Annotated in this window: 17 protein-coding genes; 4 read left to right on the forward strand and 13 right to left on the reverse strand. The window is 47.3% G+C overall.

All coding sequences use genetic code 11. The features are described 5' to 3' along the window. The first annotated feature begins 1 nt into the window (after position 1). From btuF to AC6I8U_RS13570, 4 genes are all read left to right on the forward strand, one after another. On the forward strand, positions 2–841 hold the full coding sequence (btuF, locus tag AC6I8U_RS13555) for a vitamin B12 ABC transporter substrate-binding protein BtuF (protein WP_498017160.1): 840 nt from the start codon (positions 2–4) through the stop codon (positions 839–841). Between the two features lie 102 nt (positions 842–943). Further along, complete coding sequence (locus AC6I8U_RS13560; protein ID WP_234494498.1) at positions 944–1,561, forward strand: TRIC cation channel family protein; 618 nt, start codon at positions 944–946, stop codon at positions 1,559–1,561. Between the two features lie 118 nt (positions 1,562–1,679). After that, positions 1,680–3,221, forward strand: a complete 1,542-nt coding sequence (modF, locus tag AC6I8U_RS13565; protein WP_498017161.1) for a molybdate ABC transporter ATP-binding protein ModF — start codon at positions 1,680–1,682, stop codon at positions 3,219–3,221. A gap of 75 nt (positions 3,222–3,296) precedes the next feature. Continuing rightward, positions 3,297–4,163 (forward strand): LysR family transcriptional regulator, encoded by an 867-nt coding sequence (locus AC6I8U_RS13570; RefSeq protein WP_498017162.1) that lies wholly within the window; start codon positions 3,297–3,299, stop codon positions 4,161–4,163. Here the strand turns inward: AC6I8U_RS13570 and AC6I8U_RS13575 are convergent. The 13 genes from AC6I8U_RS13575 to ftsW all read right to left on the reverse strand — a co-directional run bounded on the left by AC6I8U_RS13575 (position 4,093) and on the right by ftsW (position 23,097). Next, positions 4,093–4,872, reverse strand: coding sequence for a TSUP family transporter (locus AC6I8U_RS13575; protein WP_234494501.1), 780 nt, complete (start codon positions 4,870–4,872; stop codon positions 4,093–4,095). The two genes, AC6I8U_RS13570 and AC6I8U_RS13575, sit on opposite strands and share 71 nt — an antisense overlap. A gap of 192 nt (positions 4,873–5,064) precedes the next feature. Continuing rightward, positions 5,065–8,289: a carbamoyl-phosphate synthase large subunit gene (gene carB / locus AC6I8U_RS13580; protein WP_498017163.1), complete on the reverse strand. Its 3,225-nt coding sequence runs from the start codon at positions 8,287–8,289 to the stop codon at positions 5,065–5,067. 16 nt (positions 8,290–8,305) lie between these two features. Further along, positions 8,306–9,445, reverse strand: coding sequence for a glutamine-hydrolyzing carbamoyl-phosphate synthase small subunit (carA, locus tag AC6I8U_RS13585; protein WP_112459856.1), 1,140 nt, complete (start codon positions 9,443–9,445; stop codon positions 8,306–8,308). Between the two features lie 544 nt (positions 9,446–9,989). After that, complete coding sequence (gene dapB / locus AC6I8U_RS13590) at positions 9,990–10,799, reverse strand: 4-hydroxy-tetrahydrodipicolinate reductase (protein WP_498017164.1); 810 nt, start codon at positions 10,797–10,799, stop codon at positions 9,990–9,992. Positions 10,800–10,875: 76 nt separating this feature from the next. Then, positions 10,876–11,274, reverse strand: a complete 399-nt coding sequence (mutT, locus tag AC6I8U_RS13595; protein WP_498017165.1) for an 8-oxo-dGTP diphosphatase MutT — start codon at positions 11,272–11,274, stop codon at positions 10,876–10,878. Between the two features lie 124 nt (positions 11,275–11,398). After that, complete coding sequence (gene secA / locus AC6I8U_RS13600) at positions 11,399–14,131, reverse strand: preprotein translocase subunit SecA (protein ID WP_234494504.1); 2,733 nt, start codon at positions 14,129–14,131, stop codon at positions 11,399–11,401. A gap of 529 nt (positions 14,132–14,660) precedes the next feature. Further along, the gene (gene lpxC, locus AC6I8U_RS13605; protein WP_042476021.1) at positions 14,661–15,578 is read right to left on the reverse strand and encodes a UDP-3-O-acyl-N-acetylglucosamine deacetylase; all 918 of its coding nucleotides are present in this window, start codon (positions 15,576–15,578) and stop codon (positions 14,661–14,663) included. A gap of 98 nt (positions 15,579–15,676) precedes the next feature. Beyond that, the gene (gene ftsZ, locus AC6I8U_RS13610) at positions 15,677–16,903 is read right to left on the reverse strand and encodes a cell division protein FtsZ (RefSeq protein ID WP_042476019.1); all 1,227 of its coding nucleotides are present in this window, start codon (positions 16,901–16,903) and stop codon (positions 15,677–15,679) included. Between the two features lie 29 nt (positions 16,904–16,932). Continuing rightward, positions 16,933–18,195, reverse strand: coding sequence for a cell division protein FtsA (gene ftsA, locus AC6I8U_RS13615; protein ID WP_042476016.1), 1,263 nt, complete (start codon positions 18,193–18,195; stop codon positions 16,933–16,935). 115 nt (positions 18,196–18,310) lie between these two features. Beyond that, the gene (locus AC6I8U_RS13620; RefSeq protein WP_498018364.1) at positions 18,311–19,060 is read right to left on the reverse strand and encodes a cell division protein FtsQ/DivIB; all 750 of its coding nucleotides are present in this window, start codon (positions 19,058–19,060) and stop codon (positions 18,311–18,313) included. A gap of 284 nt (positions 19,061–19,344) precedes the next feature. Then, entirely contained in the window at positions 19,345–20,805 is a 1,461-nt protein-coding gene (murC, locus tag AC6I8U_RS13625; protein WP_234494505.1) for a UDP-N-acetylmuramate--L-alanine ligase, read from the reverse strand. Between the two features lie 17 nt (positions 20,806–20,822). Further along, entirely contained in the window at positions 20,823–21,884 is a 1,062-nt protein-coding gene (murG, locus tag AC6I8U_RS13630) for an undecaprenyldiphospho-muramoylpentapeptide beta-N-acetylglucosaminyltransferase (RefSeq protein ID WP_498017166.1), read from the reverse strand. Continuing rightward, complete coding sequence (ftsW, locus tag AC6I8U_RS13635; protein ID WP_286036896.1) at positions 21,871–23,097, reverse strand: cell division protein FtsW; 1,227 nt, start codon at positions 23,095–23,097, stop codon at positions 21,871–21,873. Before ftsW ends, murG begins: the two co-directional genes overlap by 14 nt. Positions 23,098–23,106: the final 9 nt, after the last annotated feature.

Below are 23,106 nucleotides of genomic sequence, written 5' to 3' on the forward strand. Positions count from 1 at the left end.
CATGAATAACACGTATGTTGGGCTACTCGCTCTGCTTGCCAGCGGTTCATCGCTCGCCTCGCCAATGGCGAACACCGACATCGAGCGCATTGTCAGCCTTGCGCCACATACCACCGAGCTTGCCTACGCCGCAGGACTTGGTGATAAGTTGGTGGCGGTAAGCGAATACAGCGACTACCCAGAAGCAGCTCAAAAGCTTGAGCGTGTTGCAAACTATCAAGGCATTAAGCTAGAGCGAATCGTGGCCTTGGAGCCCGATCTTATCTTGGCGTGGCCAACAGGGAACCCAGCTAGAGAGTTAGAGAAACTTGAGCAGCTTGGCTTCAACCTTTATTACTCTAAAGCAAAATCACTCGATGGCATTGCCAATAATCTCGAGGCGCTTAGCCAATACGCGGATAATTCCAAAGTAGGTCTAGATGCCGCGCAGCAGTTTCGTGAAGCGCTTGCCAAACTCAAACAGAAATACGACACCAAGCAGAAAGTTCGCTATTTCTACCAGCTCAGTGAGAAGCCGATTATTACGCTTTCTGATGGTAACTGGCCAAGTGAGGTGTTTGAGTTTTGTGGTGGAGAAAACATCTTTGCCAGCAGCAAGGCACCCTATCCTCAAGTCAGTCCCGAACAGGTGATCGTGCGCCAACCTGAAGCTATCTTCACCTCAGAGCACGCCATGGCAAACGGCAATATGTGGCAAAAATGGCAGCAAGAACTGCCTGCAGTTGAGAATGAGCATATCTGGGCCCTCAAGTCAGATTGGCTTAACCGCCCAACACCTAGGACCTTACTCGCTGTCACTCAAGTGTGTGAACATCTTGATTGGGTACGAACCCAAAAATAATGAGAGCTCGATCACATTCAGGTAAGATTCGCTATCCGCAAACGTTAAATCCCGTAAAATTAGCGCACTTTCCTATTACTTTTCTTCAGTGAGAATATAGCTGTGGATTCCATGCTCTATTTAGTCGACCTATTTGGTACGGCAGTGTTTGCAATATCGGGAGTGATACTTGCAGGAAGACTTAGGATGGATCCTTTTGGTGTCATGGTACTTGGCAGTGTTACCGCCATCGGTGGTGGAACCATTCGCGATATGGCGCTAGGTGCAACACCTGTTTTTTGGATAACGGATACCACCTATATCTGGGTGATTATCGTGACCTGTATTGCCACTATGATGCTGGTCAGGCATCCAAGGAGACTACCTTGGTATGTATTGCCAGTATGTGATGCAATAGGTCTCGCGGTATTTGTCGGCATTGGTGTTGAAAAAGCACTGATGTTCCAGGATTCGTATTTGATTGCCGTCATCATGGGCGTATTAACGGGTTGTGGCGGTGGCATTATTCGTGACGTTCTTGCCCGAGAAGTTCCGATGGTATTAAGACGTGAAGTGTACGCAACGGCTTGTATTATTGGCGGTACCTTTCATGTAGGGGCTCTAATGATGGGCGCATCAACGGGCAGCGCCTTCCTGTGCTGTGTCGTCGCTACGTTGGTGATTCGACTGGGTGCAATTCGCTGGCATCTTTCGCTACCCACCTTTGCACTCGACAAATAGATTCAAGATTTGATGACTGGAGAATGTCATTTCTCCCGTCATCCTCTTCATTTTTCCCTGTTGCTTTAGTATGTTGGTTAAAACCTACTCGCTTATGCATTCGGACAGGGAAACGTCTATGGATATTACATTTGATCATGTCTCGCTAAATCACCCACTTTCATTGTCGATTCTAGATTGGACAATCCGCTCTGGTGAGCATTGGGCTGTGTTCGAAACCCATGGCAATGTCGGCAGTTTGCTTGGCGATCTACTGTGTAATGAACTCACTCCTGACTCTGGCACCGTTTGCCAACCGCACACTCGAATCGCACAGGTTTCTCTTGCCGAGCAACAAAGGCTGCTTGAGCTCGAAAACGCTAATGACGACACCGACTTCCTTGACCGTATCGATTATGGTCGCACCGTCTACCAACTAGTCTCTGAGTTTTCAGATAACCCTGAGGTAATTGAACAGCTTATTCAAGAGCTCGACCTACTTCACTTAAAAGATAGAGGCTTCAAACAACTCTCCACTGGCGAGACGCGGCGCGTAATGCTTGCCAGAGCACTTGCTTGTGCACCAAAGGTACTTATCCTTGATGAACCATTTGTCGGTCTTGATAAGTTGCATCGTAAAATGCTCGCCGATTATCTGCGTGATCTGTCACTTCACGTTCAATTGGTGGTCATCACCTCACGTGAAGATGAAGTGCCAACGTGGATGTCTCACGTGGCCATGTTCGAGAATGGCGAACTCAAAGAACAGCTAAGTTACAACCAATGGCGTGAGCACCCAATTATTTCGCAGTTACTTGCACAGTCTTCACAGCAAAGCGAGCAGTGGTTAGCCTTAATTCGCAAGCATCAACACAGTGCAAAATTTACTGATCCTCTAGTGAAGATCACAGACGGTAACGTTGAGTACGTCGACCAAAAAATCTTCTCTGGTGTCAACTGGCAAATCAACAATGGCGAGCACTGGCAAGTCCGTGGTCCAAATGGCTGCGGCAAAAGCACCTTGCTTGGGATGATTTTTGGTGATCACCCTCAGTGCTACAGCAATGACATCGAGATTTATGGAATCAAACGAGGCAGCGGAGAAACTATCTGGGATATCAAGCAGCACACAGGCATGGTCTCTTCGTCGCTACATTTACAGTATCGAGTCAACTGCAGTGCTCGTGATGTCTTATTGTCTGGATTCTTTGACTCTATCGGTCTCTATGACAAGCCCAGTCAGAAACAAATTGAGGCAGCAAATGAATGGCTGACACTACTGCATATGTCCGAGCTGCGAGACACCTCCTTTAAGTCTCTAGAGTATAGCCAGCAGAGGCTGTTGCTTATCGCGCGCGCCATCATCAAGCAGCCAACCATACTTATCTTAGATGAGCCATACCAGGGTTTAGATTTCCTTGGTCGTAAACTAGTGATGAACGCACTCGAGCTGATCGCCAAAGAAAACCTGAGCCAGCTTCTTTACGTCTCACACTACGTCGAAGATGAGCTAAGCAGCATTCAACATTTTGTCGACTTCGTCCCTGCAGAAGGACAAGAAGAAGGTTATAAGGTGGTTATCAGTACGCCCATTCAGCAAACGGCGAGCGATAACAAAACGAATGACAAAGCGGGCGCCGAAGACAATGTGAAAACGAAGTCTCTGTGCCGAGAAGAATAGCGAAATGCCTGTCGGCATTTCGTTTGCAGCATGCTAGTCTTTAACTATTGATTCCATTCTTTCATCAAAAGACACATGCTTCTAGAGGGTATTGAAACACTGCTTGTGCTCGCGCAAGAAAAGACGATGGGCAGAGCCGGAAGTCGGCTTTATATCAGTCAGTCAGCGGTGAGCAAGCGTATCGCTAACCTAGAAAAGCGGCTAGGAAAGACCCTGATTGAACCTGAAGGTCGGCAGATTAAACTCACCGCAGAAGCTGAGGCACTGATTGAACGCGTCGGTCCGAGTTTAAATGAGCTAAGAGGGCTTATCGCCGAAGAGCAAAACGTTGAGAAGCAATCTATTTTGCGACTCGATTGCTCTGAGACGCTGGTTGCAGGCTACTTGAGTGAAGTGATGCCGCAACTGTTGGCGCAAGATAGCTTTCTGACCGTCACGACCAATCATACTCCCCGAATAGTCGAGCACGTCAAATCAGGAGAAGCGGCTGTCGGTTTATGTGCCGGACACCTGAACTCACGGCTTGGACTTATCGCCACGCATCTCTTTGACGAGCCCTTTAAGGTCGTCAGCAAGCAGCCGCTAATCCACCCTCCTACTAGTGTGATTACCAATGACTTGAATAATCCCGCCAACACTTATCAAGCAGGGTTATTGCAGCAGGCTGGAATTTCACCCAGCATGCAGATGGACTCGTATACCGCCGCCGCTCAACTGGCGATTCGAGGAGTTTCACCAGCACTTGTGCCACTGTCTATTATCAAAACACTGCACATCAGCGAGGCTTTATGTTTCGACTTTGAGTTTTTGACTGCACTGACGCGTCCAGTTCACGTTATTTATAGACCGAGTGCGCTTAAACAAGCTCGCCTTAAAACAGTGATTGAAACCATTGAGGATGCTGTTCCCAAAGTAGCTTTAATGCCATCACCATCGACATAATCACCACCAATGGGCGGATAAACTTCTTACCTTTAGATACCACGACCTTAGCGCCCATCCTTGCCCCCAAGAAGCCACCAGCAGCCATCACCAATCCAATCTCCCATACAGGCAGACCAGCGATAATAAAGAAGATTAAGGCAGCTAGGTTCGAGGTAAAGTTAAGCACCTTGGTACGTGCAGTCGCGTGCACAATTGATAACTGAGCAATAGCCACAAAGCAGATAGTAAAAATAGAACCCGTGCCTGGACCGAAGAAACCATCGTAAAAGCCGACACCGGTGCCAACAGAAAACGCAAACAAGGTTTCTGACATCTTTGGCTTGCCTCCACCTTCTCCGGCTTGCGGCGCCAGTAAGAAATAGAGCGAGATACCAAGTAGCAGCACAGGAATCAAGCTCGTCAGCACCCCTGCATCAATATACTGAACCAACTCAGCTCCGATAGCAGAGCCGACAAAGGTACAGGCTATCGCGAGACGCATATCTTTAAGATCGACAATACCATTACGAACGAAATACCAGGTCGCAGAGAAACTGCCGAACGAGCTCTGCAGCTTATTCGTTGCGAGTGCCTGTGTCGGTGGCACGCCAGCAGAGAGTAGTGCGGGTAGAGTCAACAGTCCTCCTCCACCAGCCATAGCATCAATAAAACCAGCCAAGCCAGCGACAAAAAACAGTAAAACAAGAATGTCGTAAGTTACGTCCATGTGGGAAGCTCAAAAGAAATTTTGTGAAATTGTATCCAGCAGCGCTGCTAAAACTAGCGAAACCACCGATACAAACCTATTCCAGGTTGGAATCATTTATTGGGCAGGTAAAAAAAGCCCGCTCAAATGAGCGGGCAATGAGGTTGTCTAGGAGGTGATAACTCACCTCTCTATTCTTATTGTGTTACGCGATTAAGCGTTTTTGATCTGTTCGTGCAGCTCTTGTACTGACGTTACTGATACTTTCGCATCAGCAGTGTGAGCCATACACGTTGCAAACGCTGCGTTTAGCGTTGTTGTGTAGTTCACTTTCTCAGCCAGAGCGCCGCGACGTAGAACTTTTGAGTCTTCAATCGATTGACGACCTGCAGTCGTGTTCACGATGTAGGTGTACTCGTTGTTCTTGATGCGGTCTAGGATATGTGGACGGCCTTCGTGTACCTTGTTCACAAGACGCGGGTTGATGCCCGCTTCACCTAGGATTACCGCTGTACCGTGTGTTGCATCTAACTGGTAACCAAGCTTAGTTAGCTTAGAGGCTAGGTCAACAACACGTTGCTTGTCGCCTTCGCGAACAGACAGTAGTGCGCGGCCGCCTTCTGGGTAAACATTGCCACAACCAAGTTCTGCTTTCGAGTAAGCTTCTGCGAACGTTGCGCCAACACCCATAACTTCACCAGTAGAGCGCATTTCTGGGCCTAGTAGTGGGTCAACACCTGGGAACTTGTTGAACGGCAGTACGACTTCTTTCACAGAGTAGTATGGTGGGATGATCTCTTTGGTAAAGCCTTGAGACTCTAGAGATTGACCTGCCATTACGCGCGCTGCGATTTTCGCAAGCGGTGCACCTGTTGCTTTAGAAACAAACGGTACTGTGCGAGCTGCACGTGGGTTTACTTCGATTAGGTAAACCTTGTTGTTCTTAACCGCAAACTGAGTGTTCATTAGACCGCGTACACCCAACTCGAACGCTAGCTTCTCAACTTGCTCACGCATCACATCTTGGATTTCTGCGCTTAGTGTGTAAGCCGGAAGTGAACATGCTGAGTCACCTGAGTGAACACCTGCTTGCTCGATGTGCTCCATGATACCGCCGATAACCACACGTTCGCCGTCACAGATAGCGTCGATATCTACTTCTACTGCGTCGTCAAGGAAGCTATCTAGAAGTACTGGTGATTCGTTAGACACGCTTACGGCTTCGTTGAAGTAGCGACGTAGGTCTTGCTCGTCGTATACGATTTCCATCGCACGACCACCTAGTACGTATGAAGGACGTACAACTAATGGGAAGCCGATTTCACGAGACTTATCAACTGCTTGTTCAAGCGTGGTTACTGTTGCGTTTTCTGGTTGTAGTAGGCCTAGACGGTCTACAGCAACTTGGAAGCGCTCACGGTCTTCTGCACGGTCGATAGCGTCTGGGCTAGTACCAATGATTGGCACGCCAGCTGCTTCAAGAGCACGAGCTAGTTTCAGTGGAGTTTGGCCACCGTACTGAACGATAACACCTTTTGGCTTCTCAACACGTACGATTGACAGTACATCTTCAAGCGTTACAGGTTCGAAGTACAGACGGTCTGACGTGTCGTAGTCCGTTGATACTGTCTCTGGGTTACAGTTAACCATGATGGTTTCGTAACCGTCTTCACGCAGTGCAAGAGACGCGTGTACACAGCAGTAGTCAAATTCGATACCTTGACCGATACGGTTAGGACCACCGCCCAGAACCATGATCTTGTCTTTGTCTGTTGGCTGCGCTTCACACTCTTCATCGTAAGATGAGTACATGTAAGCTGTGTCAGATGAGAATTCTGCCGCACAGGTATCAACGCGCTTGTAAACAGGGTGAATCTCGTACTGGTCACGTAGACGACGGATTTCGCTTTCAGACACACCTAGTAGAGTCGATAGGCGAGCATCCGCGAAGCCTTTGCGCTTCATCTTGCGAAGTACGTCTTCAGTAAGACCCGCAAAACCGCCTGCTTTTACTTCGTTCTCTAGTTTCACAATCTCTTCGATTTGAACTAGGAACCAACGGTCGATTTGCGTTAGGTTGAATACACCATCCACAGACAGACCTGCACGGAATGCGTCTGCGATGTACCAGATACGCTCCGCACCCGCTTCTTTCAGCTCGTGACGGATTTTAGATAGTGCGTCTGGAGAGTCTAGGTCAACCATCTCGTCAAAGCCGTTCGCGCCAACTTCTAGGCCACGAAGTGCTTTTTGTAGAGATTCTTGTTGGTTACGACCAATCGCCATTACCTCACCAACTGACTTCATCTGAGTCGTTAGACGGTCATTAGCGCCCGCGAACTTCTCAAAGTTGAAGCGAGGGATCTTAGTCACAACGTAGTCGATTGTTGGTTCGAACGATGCTGGTGTTGCGCCGCCCGTGATGTCGTTCATTAGCTCGTCTAGAGTAAAGCCAACCGCTAGCTTCGCAGCAATCTTCGCGATTGGGAAACCTGTTGCTTTAGATGCTAGAGCAGAAGAACGAGATACACGTGGGTTCATCTCGATGATAACCATACGGCCATCTTTCGGGTTGATACCAAACTGAACGTTTGAACCACCAGTTTCTACACCGATTTCACGCAGTACCGCTAGAGAAGCGTTACGCATCAATTGGTATTCTTTGTCCGTCAGCGTTTGCGCTGGCGCCACTGTGATTGAGTCACCAGTGTGGATACCCATAGGGTCGAAGTTTTCAATCGCACAAACGATGATACAGTTGTCCGCTTTGTCACGAACCACTTCCATCTCGTACTCTTTCCAACCGATTAGCGACTCATCGATAAGAAGCTCGTTAGTTGGAGAAAGGTCTAGACCGCGGCGACAGATTTCTTCGAACTCTTCTTTGTTGTACGCGATACCGCCACCGGTACCACCCATAGTGAAAGAAGGGCGAATGATACAAGGGAAGCCAACCATATCAAGAACCGCGTACGCTTCTTCCATAGACTTCGCCGTGTCAGCACGTGGACACTCTAAGCCGATTGACTTCATCGCTTTATCGAAGCGAGAACGGTCTTCTGCTTTATCGATAGCGTCAGCCGTTGCACCGATCATCTCTACACCGAACTCAGCAAGTACGCCGTGTTTTTCTAGGTCTAGAGCACAGTTAAGTGCAGTCTGACCACCCATAGTAGGCAGTACTGCATCTGGGCGCTCTTTCTCGATGATGTTACGAACCACTTCCCACTGGATAGGCTCGATGTAAGTTGCATCTGCCATGTCTGGGTCAGTCATGATAGTTGCTGGGTTCGAGTTCACAAGGATAACTCGGTAACCTTCTTCGCGCAGTGCTTTACACGCTTGAGCACCTGAGTAGTCAAACTCACAAGCCTGACCGATAACGATTGGGCCAGCACCAAGAATTAGAATACTTTTTAAGTCAGTACGTTTTGGCATTCTCAACTACTCCGAATTACGCTTTGTGTTCTTTGATTAGGTCGATGAAGTGGTCAAACAATGGCGCTGCATCGTGTGGACCTGGGCTCGCTTCAGGGTGACCCTGGAAGCTGAACGCTGGCTTATCTGTACGGTGGATACCTTGAAGTGTGCCGTCGAACAGAGATTTGTGCGTTGCACGTAGGTTCTCTGGAAGCGTCTCTTCATCCGCAGCAAAGCCGTGGTTCTGTGAAGTAATCATTACTACGTCACGGTCTAGGTCTTTAACTGGGTGGTTTGCACCGTGGTGGCCAAACTTCATCTTCACTGTTTGCGCACCAGACGCTAGAGCCAAGATTTGGTGACCAAGGCAGATACCGAAGATTGGTAGGCCTTTGTCTAGGAATACTTTTGTTGCTTCGATAGCGTAAGTACATGGCGCTGGGTCACCAGGGCCGTTTGATAGGAATACGCCATCCGGGTTAAGTGCAAGCACGTCTTCAGCAGAAGTTTGCGCAGGAACCACTGTTAGGCGGCAGCCGCGGTCTACAAGCATGCGTAGGATGTTGCGTTTTGCACCGAAGTCGTAAGCAACAACGTGATATGGCAGCTCGCTGTCGTCTTTCGCTTCAGGAAGGCCACCCTCAAGTGTCCACGAACCCTGTTTCCATTGATACGTTTCTTGCGTTGTTACTTCTTTCGCAAGGTCCATACCTTTCAAGCCAGGGAACTCTTTTGCTTTCGCCAGCGCTAGCGCTTCGTCTAGGTTATCACCAGCAACGATACAGCCGTTTTGTGCACCTTTTTCACGTAGAAGACGAGTCAGCTTACGTGTATCGATATCTGCGATACCAACGATGTTTTGAGACTTAAGGTAGTCTGAAAGTGACTGTTCATTACGGAAGTTAGAAGCGATAAGAGGAAGATCGCGGATCACAAGGCCTTGTGCGTGGATTGCTGAAGACTCTTCGTCTTCTTTATTAGTACCAGTATTGCCAATATGAGGGTAAGTAAGAGTGACAATCTGTTGAGAATAGGAAGGATCAGTGAGGATTTCTTGGTACCCCGTCATCGAGGTATTAAAAACAACTTCACCAACGGATAAACCATCTGCTCCAATGGAAACACCGCGGAACACTGTCCCATCTTCTAGGACTAACAGTGCTGATTTACTCAAGACAACCTCCAGAATAAAAATGCATAAATTTTAAATTAAATTGCAAATCTGCCTTCCTCTTCGCCATAAATAAGCGGTTTCAGGTAGTTCAGACAAATTGGCGGTATTCTAATGATGCCGACGATTTGTGTCAACAAGCATGGAAAAATAAATTCACTTTTTATAGTCACTAACGAATTTTTTGCTTAAAAGCGCCAAAAATGCACTTTTGCCATGCCAATTTCAACGAGTTATCGACTAGCATAGTTTTTCTTCATTGAAACAACCCGTGACCACATCAAAAACTCAACAAGTATTTGCGCAAACGATGGCCAAATTCAGATAACAATGAAAAATAGCCACTTAAAGAAAAAAATCACCTTAAACCCACAAAAATACATATAAAAAAGCACTAATTCGTTTACTTTGCACCCATTCACACTCTTTCACCAACTCTTCTCACGTAATGACATTGGTTATAAGTTCCAGAATATTTATGTAGTTCATCGCATCAAGTAGCTGACGATTTTTAGGTATAAAAAAAGCGCCTTGAAGGCGCTCTTTATTAAATGCTATCCAATCCGAGTACTTCGGTCATGGTATAGAAACCAGCAGGCTTATCATTGAGCCATACCGCAGCTTTAACCGCACCATTGGCAAAGGTCATTCTATCGGTGGCCTTGTGTGTGATCTCAACACGCTCACCAATATCGGCAAACATTGCAGTGTGCTCACCAATGATGTCACCAGCGCGAATCGTCGCAAAGCCAATTTCATCACGAGTTCGCTCACCCGTAATGCCTTCACGAGCGTAGACCGCCACATCATTAAGCTCATTACCCATCGCGCCCGCGATCGCCTCACCCATACCAATTGCTGTGCCAGAAGGCGCATCAACTTTATGGCGGTGGTGTGCTTCTACGATTTCGATATCACAGTAGTCACCCATGACCTTCGCTGCTTTCTCTAGCAGTTTAAATACTAGGTTTACACCAACGCTGTAGTTTGGTGCCATGACAACCGGAACCACCTTAGCCGCTTCATCGATGAGCTCTTTCTCTTCTTCGCTGAAGCCTGTGGTACCAATAACCATTTTTTTACCATGCTGTTTGCACAGCTCTAGATTCGCAAGGGTACTTTTCGGTGCAGTAAAGTCGATAATCACATCAAAGTCTTCAATCGACTTGGTTAAATCATCGACCAGCGCGACATCAAAGCGCCCTTCACCACATAGTTCACCAACATCAACGCCAACGAGTGAAGACTCTGGGCGCTCTGAGCCCGCTCCCACGGTCGCTTGTTTGTTGTGAAATGTTGCTTTTACTAGGTTGCGACCCATACGGCCCGCTGCTCCTGCAATCGCAATTCTTACCATTGCGCTATTCTCCGTTGTTTTGTGTTGCTACCAATGTAACGTAAAGCAATTAGGGCTGCTAGCACAGTTACCAATTTTAACGGTATTTTTCGATGACTTTGTTCAAGATAGGCACGTTGGCTTCAGGGAAGCGGTAGTCTGCCAATTCATTGATACTGACCCAGCGTCCTTCCTGCCCTTCTTTACCAAAAGGCACACCTTCAAAACCGGTTACTGAGATGAAATCGAACTCTAACGACTTCTCAGGGTAATCATGCAGAAGATGTTCGAAAAGCATCTGCTCGGTCACTTTGATATCAATCTCTTCATACAGTTCACGAGCAATGGCTTGTTGAATCGTTTCACCTGCTTCAACCTTGCCACCTGGGAACTCCCAGAAGCCGCCTTTGTGTAGGTTATCGGGTCTCTTGGTAATGTAGATTTGAGACTTATCTTGGTTAAAGATAATGGCGGCGACAATATGAACTCGCTTCACTTCCTTTCCTCACTGTTATTGTTGTTTTCACTATTCTAATCAGGCTCACGCTATCTGCGCGGACTTATAACGTTAGCATAAAAAAAGAGCCGCTTAATGCGACTCTTTTCTTCAATACCGTGGTTTAGTTGATTTTACCGTGGCATTGCTTGTACTTCTTACCGCTACCACATGGGCAAGGCTCGTTACGACCAACTTTACGCTCTTCGCGTACCATAGGTTGTGCTGAACCTTCTTGCTCTTGTTCAGAGTTATCCGCCAATTGGTTCTCTGCGTTCGCGTGTTGAGCTTGTGCTTTTGCTGCCGCAGCTTCAGCTTGAGCTTGACGCTGAGCTTCCATACGCTCCACTTCTTCTTGCTGCTGTACGCGTACTTTAGAAAGAATGGTGATGACATCAATCTTCAAAGAATCTAGCAATTGCTCGAACAGCTCAAACGACTCACGCTTGTACTCTTGTTTCGGGTTCTTCTGTGCGTAGCCACGAAGGTGGATACCTTGACGTAGGTGATCCATCGCCGCTAGGTGCTCTTTCCAAAGCGTATCTAGCGTTTGTAGCATCACTGATTTTTCGAAGTTACGCAGTACTTGAGCACCAACGGTCTCTTCTTTCTCTTTGTAGATAGTGACAGCAGTATCAAGGATCTTCTCGCGAAGTGCTTCTTCATAAAGCTTATCGTCTTCTTCCAACCAAGACTTGATCGCCAGATCAAGGTCAAAGTCATTCTTGAGACGCTCTTGAAGACCTTCGATATCCCACATATCTTCAAGCGACTGTGGTGGGATGTATTCATCGATAACAGAAGTAAAGACGTCAGCGCGGTTTTGCTCTAGCATCTCGCTAATGTCATCAGCGGTCATTAGTTCATCACGCAGCTCGTAGACCACTTTACGTTGATCGTTCGCCACGTCATCAAACTCAAGCAGCTGTTTACGGATGTCGAAGTTGCGACCTTCCACTTTACGCTGTGCTTTCTCGATTGAGCGAGACAGCATCTTACTTTCAATCGCTTCGCCTTCTTCCATACCGCTCTGGATAAGACTCGCCATACGATCAGAAGTAAAGATACGAAGTAGTTGGTCTTCCATTGATAGGTAGAAGCGAGAAGAACCCGCGTCACCCTGACGACCAGAACGACCACGAAGCTGGTTATCGATACGACGAGATTCGTGACGCTCAGTACCGATGATGTGCAGACCACCGGCTTCTAGCACTTGATCATGAATCACTTTCCACTCAGCTTTAATAGCGTCGATCTGCTCTTGAGATGGGTTATCTAGCTGCTCAACCTTCGACTGCCAGCTACCACCCAACACGATATCGGTACCACGACCTGCCATGTTAGTTGCGATGGTCACCGCGCCTGGCGTACCCGCTTCAGCAACGATTTCCGCTTCACGTTCGTGGAATTTCGCGTTAAGTACGTTGTGCTTGATCTTCGCTTGCTTCAGAGCGTTTGATAGCAACTCTGATTTTTCAATCGATACAGTGCCAACCAGAATAGGCTGACCATTTGCCGCTCGCTCTTTGATATCTTCGATGATGGCGTTAAATTTTTCCATCTCTGTACGATAAACCACATCCGGCATATCGTTACGTACCATAGGCTTGTTGGTTGGGATAACCACAGTCTCTAGGCCGTAAATAGATTGGAATTCGAATGCTTCAGTATCAGCAGTACCTGTCATGCCCGACAGTTTGTCGTATAGACGGAAGTAATTCTGGAAGGTAATCGATGCCAGCGTCTGGTTTTCATTCTGGATCTTAACGCCTTCTTTAGCTTCAACCGCTTGGTGAAGACCTTCAGACCAACGACGACCAGGCATAGTACGACCCGTGTGCTCATCAACGATAACCACTTCGCCTTGCTCGTTAACGATATAGTCAACGTTCTTCTCAAACAGCACGTGAGCACGCAGTGCAGCATTAACGTGGTGCAATAGGCTAATGTTAGTTGGTGAATACAGTGTATCGCCTTCTTCCATCAGACCGTTTTTGATTAGCAATTCTTCAACGTACTCTTGACCAGTCTCTGTTAGGTGAACCTGCTTAGATTTCTCATCAACCGTATAGTGACCGTCACCGCGGTACTCTTCAGAATCTTCTTGCTCTTGCTGTTCAAGATTCGGGATTAGGGTGTTGATGCGAGTGTAAAGATCAGAGCTGTCTTCTGCTGGACCAGAGATAATGAGCGGGGTACGTGCTTCATCGATAAGGATGGAGTCCACTTCATCGACAACAGCGAAGAAACGTTCGCGTTGAACTCGGTCTTCAACACGGAAGGCCATGTTGTCACGAAGATAGTCGAAGCCGAACTCGTTGTTCGTACCGTATAGAATATCCGCTTGATAAGCTTCTTTCTTCTCTTGAGGGTGCATGTTTGGTACGTTGATACCCACCGTCATGCCTAGGAATTCGAATAGTGCGCGGTTAGTTTCCGCATCACGCTTAGCAAGATAGTCGTTCACCGTTACGATGTGAACACCTTTGCCTGGTAGAGCGTTCAAGTAGGCTGGAAGTGTTGCAGTCAGCGTTTTACCTTCACCGGTACGCATCTCTGCAATTTGGCCTGAGTTAAGAACCATACCACCGATAAGCTGAACATCGAAGTGACGCATGCCGAACACACGCTTAGATGCTTCACGAACAGTTGCAAACGCTTCTGGTAGGATTTGGTCTAGATTCTCACCTTTGTCCAAACGCTCACGAAACTCAACCGTCTTTGCTTTTAGTTCTTCATCAGACAACGCTTCGAACTGCGGCTCGTAGTTATTGATCTGTTTTACGATTTTTCTTAGTCGACGCAGTGTTCTGTCGTTGCGACTACCAATGACCTTTGTCAGTAGGTTAGTAATCATTGTGTTTTTGTTCTCTCTACCATTAGATCATTTCGACCTATTAAAATTGCCTTCCGTCTCTACTAAGGCCAAGCGACCTAACTGAGATAAAATCTATACCAACTGATATTGAGTTCAAGCGGCTAGAATTCAAGGCAGACATGCTAATTAATGGCACATAGTTTAAGGAATTTTTGACCCAACAACCAAGCATCTATCGAAACTAACCGCAATTAGTTTGATGTGTTTGGAAGTTTTGGGGTATTGAAGGGATGAAAGTACACCATTCTTGCTAAAAAGTATGACAGCAATACGAGATAAGCAGAGCTAAAAGTGAAAACTTATACTCCACGAAATAAGGGCTGTGGTGGTATTAGCGAAAACAGAAAGAAAAAAGGATCGAAGAGATCGGCAGATGATCGTCCATTCAAGAGATAAGATCTTTTTTGAGATGGCAACTTTTTGCCACAGTGCTAATGATGCTAAAAACGACAGATACAAAAAAGTCAGGCATGAAGCCTGACTTTTTCTAAATTCTATATTGACGTTATTACGCCATTACCATGCTAGGGTCTGCAAACGCGACTGGAGAACCTGCTTGCTCTTCAAACGTTGCCCATTCCCACGCTTCTTGGTCTGCCAGTACCGCGCGAAGCAGTTGGTTGTTTAGACCGTGACCTGACTTATAAGCTGCAAACTCACCAATAATGGCATGACCAGCCATATACAAGTCACCGATTGCATCCAGTACTTTGTGTGTTACGAATTCATTTTCGAATCGTAGACCTTCTTCGTTAAGGATACGGTAATCATCCAAAACGATAGCATTGTCGAAGCTACCACCCAAAACTAGGTTTTGTGATTGTAGGTATTCGATATCACGCATGAAGCCGAAAGTACGTGCTCGAGAGATTTCTTTTACAAAACCTTGTGATGAGAAATCAAACAGTAGACGCTGTTCGTCAGCATCGATGGCTGGGTGATTAAACTCAATCTCGAAGTCCATTCTGAAACCATTGTAAGGGCGAAGTTCAGCCCACTTATCGCCATCTTCGAAGCGAACAGGTTTCTTGATACGAATGAATCGTTTTGGTGCATTCTGAGTTTCAATGCCCGCTTGTTGTAGCAGGTATACGAATGGGCTTGCGCTACCATCCATGATTGGAATCTCAGGTGCATCAACCTCTACGATGATGTTATCGATGCCCATGCCAGCTAGTGCAGCATTGAGGTGCTCAACCGTAGAAATACGGATGCCTTCATCGTTAACAAGCGCAGTACAAAGCATAGTGTCACGTACAGAAAGAGGATCCGCAGGAAAATCCACAGGCGGATTCACGTCAGTACGACGGTATACAACACCAGTATTCGCAGCCGCAGGACGCAAAGTTAGTGTTACTTTACGACCAGAGTGAAGGCCCACTCCTACAGTAGTCACTATTTCTTTAAGCGTACGTTGTCTGATCATCTACAAACCTCTTAATCTACGCTACATATCACGGTTGATTATGTAACCAACCGCGAATCCTACCAGAAATTTGAGCTATGTCAAATTCACGCAGATTATCAATCTGCTTGACGACGCAAAAATGCTGGAATGTCTAAGTAGCCACTTTCCTTCTCAGGCTTAGGTGCAGCGCTGGTATTGCCGCTCGACACAGGTGCTGAGCTAGCAGTATTCGGCGTGTTTACCTCAACCTTTTCCTGATTATTTACAGGCAAAGATTGTGCCACTTTGTCCTCTACTTTCGCAGCTGGCGCTTGAGTTGGCTGTTGAGGCTGACTTGCAGTCACTGGCGTTTTGCCACCTGCGACTAGCGTAATATCTGGCTTACGCTCATTACCGATACCCGTTGCAACCACAGTCACGCGAATTTCGTCGCTCATGTCTGGGTCTAGAGAGGTACCAATAACAACCGTTGCATTGTCAGAAGCAAAAGCTTTTACTGTGTTACCCACTGTCTCAAATTCGTCTAGACGCATATCAAGACCCGCGGTGATGTTAACAAGCACACCGCGCGCACCGGCAAGATCAATATCTTCTAGAAGTGGACTAGAGATTGCCATCTCTGCCGCTTCTTCTGCACGATCTTCACCTTTGGCAACACCGCTACCCATCATTGCATGACCCATTTCCGACATCACGGTACGAACGTCCGCAAAGTCGACGTTAATCATGCCAGGGCGAGTAATTAGCTCTGCGATACCTTGAACCGCATTCTTAAGTACGTCATTTGCGCTTGCAAACGCTTCTAGAAGCGTTACACCACGACCAAGTACTTTAAGAAGCTTCTCGTTTGGAATCGTGATCAAAGAGTCAACATGCTTTGAAAGCTCTTCGATACCTTGCTCAGCGAATAACAGTCGCTTCTTACCTTCAAAGCTAAATGGCTTAGTCACCACCGCTACAGTAAGAATGCCTAGCTCTTTCGCTACTTCAGCAATTACTGGAGCTGCACCGGTTCCGGTACCGCCGCCCATACCAGCTGCGATAAACACCATATCGGCACCAGTAATGCTTTCTTTAATTCTTTCTTTGTCTTCAAGAGCTGCATCACGTCCAACTTGAGGGTTTGCACCTGCACCCAAGCCTTTTGTGATATCGCCGCCAATTTGAATAACGTGGTTGATGCTCGTTTTGCGCAATGCTTGAGCATCGGTGTTAACACTAATGAAATCAACCCCTTCGATTGATTCACGAACCATGTGTTCTACAGCGTTACCACCGCCACCGCCTACGCCTACTACTTTAATGACAGCTTCGTCAGACATTTCCATCATCGGTTCAAACATTTGTTATCTCCGTTTTCCTGCAACTCAGGTTAAAACTCTTTTTGTATCCAATTACGCAACTTTCCAAAGATTGTCGACACCGATTGACGCTTTGGTTCGTTATAATCATTGTCGTCATTAATCTGACTGTCTCTTGCGTAATGAAGTAATCCAACGGCCGTAGAATGATACGGCTCTTTTACATAGTCCGTTAGGCCACTCACCTCTAAAGGCTTACCTACCCGAACCTGATTGCGGAATACGCGCTCTGCACACTCCACAACCCCTTCAATTTGTGCTGCACCGCCGGTTAAGACAACGCCTGCTGCGAGATGGTGTTTTACACCGCTCTCTCTTAGTTTAGCTTGAACATTATCAATGGTTTGATTTACAAGTCCCATTAATTCTGTATAGCGTGGTTCTATTACTTCTGCCAGTGTTTGACGCTGAAGACTGCGCGATGGACGACCACCAACGCTCGGCACATTGACCGTATCGTCTTTACTTACTAGTTCGCTTAACGCACAACCATACTTTACTTTTATCTCTTCTGCATCACTTAGTGGTGTACCAAATGCAAATGCGATATCGCTCGTCACGGCATTACCTGCATAAGAGAAGACTTCAGTATGTCTCAATGCGCCACCAGTCCAAATGGAGATATCCATCGTGCCTGCACCAATATCGACCACACAGACACCAAGCTCACGCTCGTCTTCTGTAATAACCGCATTGCTTGAGGCAAGACCAGAGAACACTAGCTGTTCCACTTTCAAGCCGCAGCGCTCTACCGCTTTAATGATGTTTCTTGCCATATCATTGTGACAAGAAATCAAGTGGACACTGACTTCCATACGAACCCCAGACAGACCAAGCGGGTTTTTTATCCCTTCTTGATAGTCTATGGTAAATTCCTGAGGAATCACATGCAGTATGCGCTGTTCATCACCGATTTTTATGGATTTCGCGGTATGAATCGCCCGATCCATATCATCCTGTGACACTTCCTCTTCAGAAATGGTTCCCATGCCTTTTTCAATTCGGCTTGCAATATGCTTACCAGAAAGAGAGATAAAGACGTTGCTGATTTGGCATTCCGCCATGAGCTCAGCTTGATCGACAGCACGTTGCACGGACTTGACCACTGACTCAAGGTCGTTAACGCCACCTTTGTCCATTCCGCGAGAAGGACTAGAACCTGCACCAATGATATTTACCTGCCCGTCTGGTAATACTTCACCGACTAAAGCAGATACGGTCGCAGTGCCAATATCAAGACCGACAATAATATTGTCATCCGTGGTCTTCGTCATCTGTACTCTCTTATGTTTCGCTATCTCAATTCCCAGAGAACAACTCGCTTGGGTTGTCCAATTCCTAACTGAACTTAAGTATCGATACGCAAGGCTTATCGATACATAAAACCAGTCACCCTGTTGTATTCGCTTTTGAAGCTTCGCTGCTAGGTACTTCTTCGACTGGGAACCAGCCAACCGCTGCCCCGGTGTCATAGCGCAAGTCAATGTAGCTAATCTGCGATACTTTCTCGCCTAGTTCGCGATACAGAGACATAAATCGCTGTAAACGTTCGTCTAAGGCGTCTTTACCCAACTCCAAGCGGATTCCATTATCAAGAATCACTTGCCAAGCACGGCGCTCGTTCAATACCAGAGAAGAGATCGCCAATCCTAGCTCAGACAATTTCGCGTTACTATCGCGGTAGGTATCAAGAACGTAACGCTCGGTCCCTTCAGGACCATAGAGTTTTACTTTCTGTTCTTCGATAACCGACACATCGCCACTAAACACAACGCCATGAATATCCAGCATATCAATGCCATTCCAGATAGCACTTGCCTGATACTCAGTGAGAAATACCTTCACGGTATCCGGCCACTGTTTACGAACCGATGCTTGCGATACCCATGGAATTTGCTCAACACTTTGTTGGAGCACATCAATGTCCTGCGACATGAATGTGCCAATATGCTCAAGACCCGCAAACGCGTGCTGAACATCTTTGGCTGTCACATGGGTTAGATCACCCTGAAGCACTATTTTCGATAAGGGAAGGCGCTGGTCGTCCCACATCCAGCTAATGGTGGAATAAAGTGTTGAACCGATGACTGCGATCACTGCAAATAAAAAAATCGCCCCGATCCCGTGTTTTGAAAACAAGGAAGCTCGACGCGTTAGCTCTACACTGCTGTCTGAAGTTTCAGTCAAACTCTTTGGTCCCTTATTAACTTCTCTTCGCCTTTCCTTAAGATAGTGGAATAAGAGTCTAATCTAATGATGTTAACCTTAGGATTATACTAATCAATATCAAACTATCAAACACTCAACCCAAGAAAACTGGGCTTTTGCGCACTGAAACAACAAAAAAGTTCGAATGGGCGATCAATTCTCTATATCGCTCAATCGAACTCATAAATTATCAGTCAATCTCGAAAATCGACGTATCAGCTATTTTTCATCACTTGGATGTTCAGTTTCATCTGCTCCAGCTGCTTGGCTACTTTACCAATATCACCCGCCCCTTGCGTCAAGACAAGGTCGCCGTCTTGCAAGAGATTGGATAAAACTGATGGTAAACCACTCATTTCTGGAACAAAAACTGGATCTAGCTTACCACGAGTACGAATAGTACGACACAGTGAGCGTCCATCTGCACCCGCTATTGGGGCTTCGCCTGCGGAGTAAACATCCAGCATCACTAACACATCAACCTGTTCAAGCACATTCGCAAAGTCGTCATACAGGTCACGGGTACGGCTATAACGGTGCGGCTGGAACACCATCACTAAGCGCTTATCTGACCAACCATTGCGTGCTGCTTTGATTGTGACATCGACTTCGGTTGGGTGATGACCATAATCATCGACCAACATGACGTTACCATTACCAGTTTCAAACTCACCGAGGTGCTCGAAGCGACGCCCAGTACCCTCAGTACCGAGCATGGCTTTCACAATCGCTTCATCACTGATGTTGTCTTCTGTCGCCACCGCTATCGCAGCGGATGCATTCAGCGCATTGTGTTTACCCGGAATATTCAGGGTAATCTCAAGGTTTTCTCGGCCTTTTCTGACAACGGTAAACTTACCTTGCTGTCCTTCTTGGCGATAATTCTCGATACGAACATCCGCGTCATCGGAGAAACCGTAGGTGATAACTTGACGACTCACACTTGGAATCAGCTCACGTACCACAGGATCATCAACACACATTACCGCCTGACCGTAGAATGGTAGGTTATGTAAGAAGTCGATAAAGGTCTGCTTAAGCGTATCGAAATCACCGCCATAGGTATCCATATGATCGGCTTCGATATTAGTAACAATGCTCACCATTGGCTGAAGGTGCAAGAATGATGCATCACTTTCATCAGCCTCGGCGATGAGAATACGGCTAGAGCCTAGACGCGCATTGGTACCTGCGCTTTTCACTAGACCACCATTCACGAACGTCGGATCCATGCCCGCTTCTGAGTAAATTTGTGTCACTAGAGCTGTGGTTGTGGTTTTGCCATGTGTACCTGCAACTGCAATACCATGTCTAAAACGCATCAGCTCAGCAAGCATCTCAGCACGACGAACCACTGGAATGCGCGATTCTTTTGCAGCTACTAACTCTGGGTTTTCAGGGTCAATTGCCGTAGAGACAACAACAACGCTAGCCAGATCAATGTTACTTGCAGCGTGGCCAATGAAAATCGTTGCGCCCTTTTGTTGTAGGCGCGCAGTCACAGCATTTTCAGCCAGATCGGAACCTGTGATCTGGTAGCCTTCATTAAGAAGTACTTCAGCAATACCGCTCATGCCGGCGCCACCGATACCAACAAAGTGAATGCACTTGACTCGTCTCATCTCTGGTATCAAGGCACGGATCTGCGCTAAATCTGGAGTTTGTTGCTGTGTCATGGGTTCGTCTCGTTAATCTATTTCGTTAATTCAATAATTTCATTTGCGACGCGCGTATCGGCGTCTAACTTAGCTGCACCTCGTGCATTGATTGCCAAGTCTTTTAGCTGAGCTCTGTCTAATGTGCGTATCTGCTCGGTCAGTTTTTCTACCGTGAGCTCTGGCTGTTCAATCATGTAGGCGGCATTGCAATCGACAAGGTGGTCACCATTGAGCGCTTGCTGACGGTCTTTGTGCATAAATGGAATAAAAATCGCGCCCACTCCCACCGCAGCTAATTCAGAAACGGTAAGCGCTCCTGAACGACAGACTACCAGGTCTGCCCACTGATATGCCTCGGAGACGTCATCGATAAACTCCGTTACCTCAGCACTATCGACCTGATGTTGCTGATAGAGCTCAGAGACCTCTTGCTGGCTTCCTTTGCCCGCCTGATGGCGAATGGTGTAGCCACTTCCTAGCGCTGCCATCACAGGTGGCAATGTGTGATTAAGAATGCGAGCCCCTTGGCTGCCCCCCATGACAAGGATTCGAATATCGCCTTCGCGACCATCGAGTCTTGTATCTGGCGACTCAATATCCACCAAGTCTTGGCGTACTGGGTTTCCGACCACCTCTGCATTAGGAAAAGCGCCTGGGAAGGCTTGGAATACCTTTTTGGCAATCTTAGATAGCCACTGATTGGTCAGCCCCGCTACCCCGTTTTGCTCATGAAGTACGACAGGAATACCCATTGTCCAAGCTGCCACACCACCTGGGCCACTGACATACCCTCCCATGCCCAATACCGCATCGGGTTTCCAGCGTTTTAGGTGCTGACGGGCCTGCAAGATAGCACTGAAGATCTGAAATGGTGCCTTAATAAGCTTAGCAATGCCTTGGCCTCTAAGACCCTTCACCTTGATGAAATCAATCTCTATGCCATGTTTAGGCACTAGATCGGCTTCCATTCGGTCTGCCGTGCCAAGCCAGCGGATTTCCCACCCTTGCTCTTGTAAGCGTTTTGCTACTGCAAGACCTGGAAAAACGTGACCGCCAGTACCACCAGCCATCACCATTAAACGTTTATTCTTTGTCATTTTGAGTCTGTTTTTTATCTGTTTCGGGCTTACTTTTCTGAGGCGGCTCTGGAGCAACGTCAGGCAGCAAACGGCATTCATGATCGACACGCAGCAATATAGAAACGGCGACCGACATAATAATCAAACTGGAGCCACCGTAACTGATCAATGGCAGGGTCAAACCCTTGGTTGGCACCATACCCGCAGCAGCACCAACGTTAACTAAGGTTTGAAACGCAAACCAGATACCGATAGCGAAGCATAAATAGCCGCCAAAGAACTGCTGCTTTTCAAACGCTCGCTTACCGATGTAGAGTGCCTTTATCACCAGAGCAAATACCAGCATTAGCACCAAGACAACGCCAATAAACCCGAGCTCTTCCGCCAATACCGCGAATACAAAGTCAGTATGCGCCTCAGGGAGGTACTCGAGTTTTTGAACTGAGTTACCAAGCCCTTGCCCCATCCAGTTACCACGCCCGAACGCCATCAAGGATTGAGTCAACTGATAGCCACTGCCGAACGGGTCTTCCCAAGGGTCGAGAAACGAGGTTACGCGCCTAACACGATAGGGCTCGACCAGAATCAAAGCAATCACCGCGCTGACACCAGCGACAAAGAGAGCGATGAACTGGGATAGCTTAGCTCCAGCGATGAACAGCAGTCCGAACAGGGTGACCAGCATAACTACAACCGTACCTAGATCGGGTTGTCCAAGCAGCAAAATTGCAAATGTGGTAAACACCATAATAGGTTTAATAAAGCCGCCAAAAAACGACTGACGCACCTCATCTTGCTTTCTGACCAAATAGCCGGACATAAAGATAAACAGCGATAGCTTCGCGACTTCGGCGGGCTGCAGGTTAAACAGCCCTAGTGGGATCCAGCGAGAGGCACCATTCACCGATTTACCGACGACGAGCACGACAATCAATAGGAAAATGGATAGTGCGAGCAGATAACTGCTGTATTTAAACCATTTGGCGATCGGAACTTGCAGCACCACTGAAGAAGTTCCAAGCGCGAGAACTAAAAAGATCGCATGACGGAACATAAAATGGAATGGTTGGTCGGTGAGTCTCGAACTGATCGGAAACGATGCCGATGTCACCATCACAAGCCCTGTCACCATCAACGCAAACGCCAGCCAAACCAATTGACGGTCATAGAGCGCTTCAGGTGCGCTGTGGGTCATCCAACCCACGGTGCGTTGTCGAAGTTGATGAAACATAGTGACAGG

It is taken from the genome of Vibrio sp. KUL80 (assembly GCF_059725495.1).

Bases quoted from the DNA above. Each gene is read 5' to 3' on its own strand.
- lpxC (WP_042476021.1), bottom strand. From the start codon at position 15,578: ATGATCAGACAACGTACGCTTAAAGAAATAGTGACTACTGTAGGAGTG.
- AC6I8U_RS13570 (WP_498017162.1), top strand. From the start codon at position 3,297: ATGCTTCTAGAGGGTATTGAAACACTGCTTGTGCTCGCGCAAGAAAAG.
- carB (WP_498017163.1), bottom strand. From the start codon at position 8,289: ATGCCAAAACGTACTGACTTAAAAAGTATTCTAATTCTTGGTGCTGGC.
- murG (WP_498017166.1), bottom strand. From the start codon at position 21,884: ATGACAAAGAATAAACGTTTAATGGTGATGGCTGGTGGTACTGGCGGT.
- dapB (WP_498017164.1), bottom strand. From the start codon at position 10,799: ATGGTAAGAATTGCGATTGCAGGAGCAGCGGGCCGTATGGGTCGCAAC.
- secA (WP_234494504.1), bottom strand. From the start codon at position 14,131: ATGATTACTAACCTACTGACAAAGGTCATTGGTAGTCGCAACGACAGA.
- ftsW (WP_286036896.1), bottom strand. From the start codon at position 23,097: ATGTTTCATCAACTTCGACAACGCACCGTGGGTTGGATGACCCACAGC.
- AC6I8U_RS13575 (WP_234494501.1), bottom strand. From the start codon at position 4,872: ATGGACGTAACTTACGACATTCTTGTTTTACTGTTTTTTGTCGCTGGC.
- ftsZ (WP_042476019.1), bottom strand. From the start codon at position 16,903: ATGTTTGAACCGATGATGGAAATGTCTGACGAAGCTGTCATTAAAGTA.
- ftsA (WP_042476016.1), bottom strand. From the start codon at position 18,195: ATGACGAAGACCACGGATGACAATATTATTGTCGGTCTTGATATTGGC.
- modF (WP_498017161.1), top strand. From the start codon at position 1,680: ATGGATATTACATTTGATCATGTCTCGCTAAATCACCCACTTTCATTG.
- murC (WP_234494505.1), bottom strand. From the start codon at position 20,805: ATGACACAGCAACAAACTCCAGATTTAGCGCAGATCCGTGCCTTGATA.
- btuF (WP_498017160.1), top strand. From the start codon at position 2: ATGAATAACACGTATGTTGGGCTACTCGCTCTGCTTGCCAGCGGTTCA.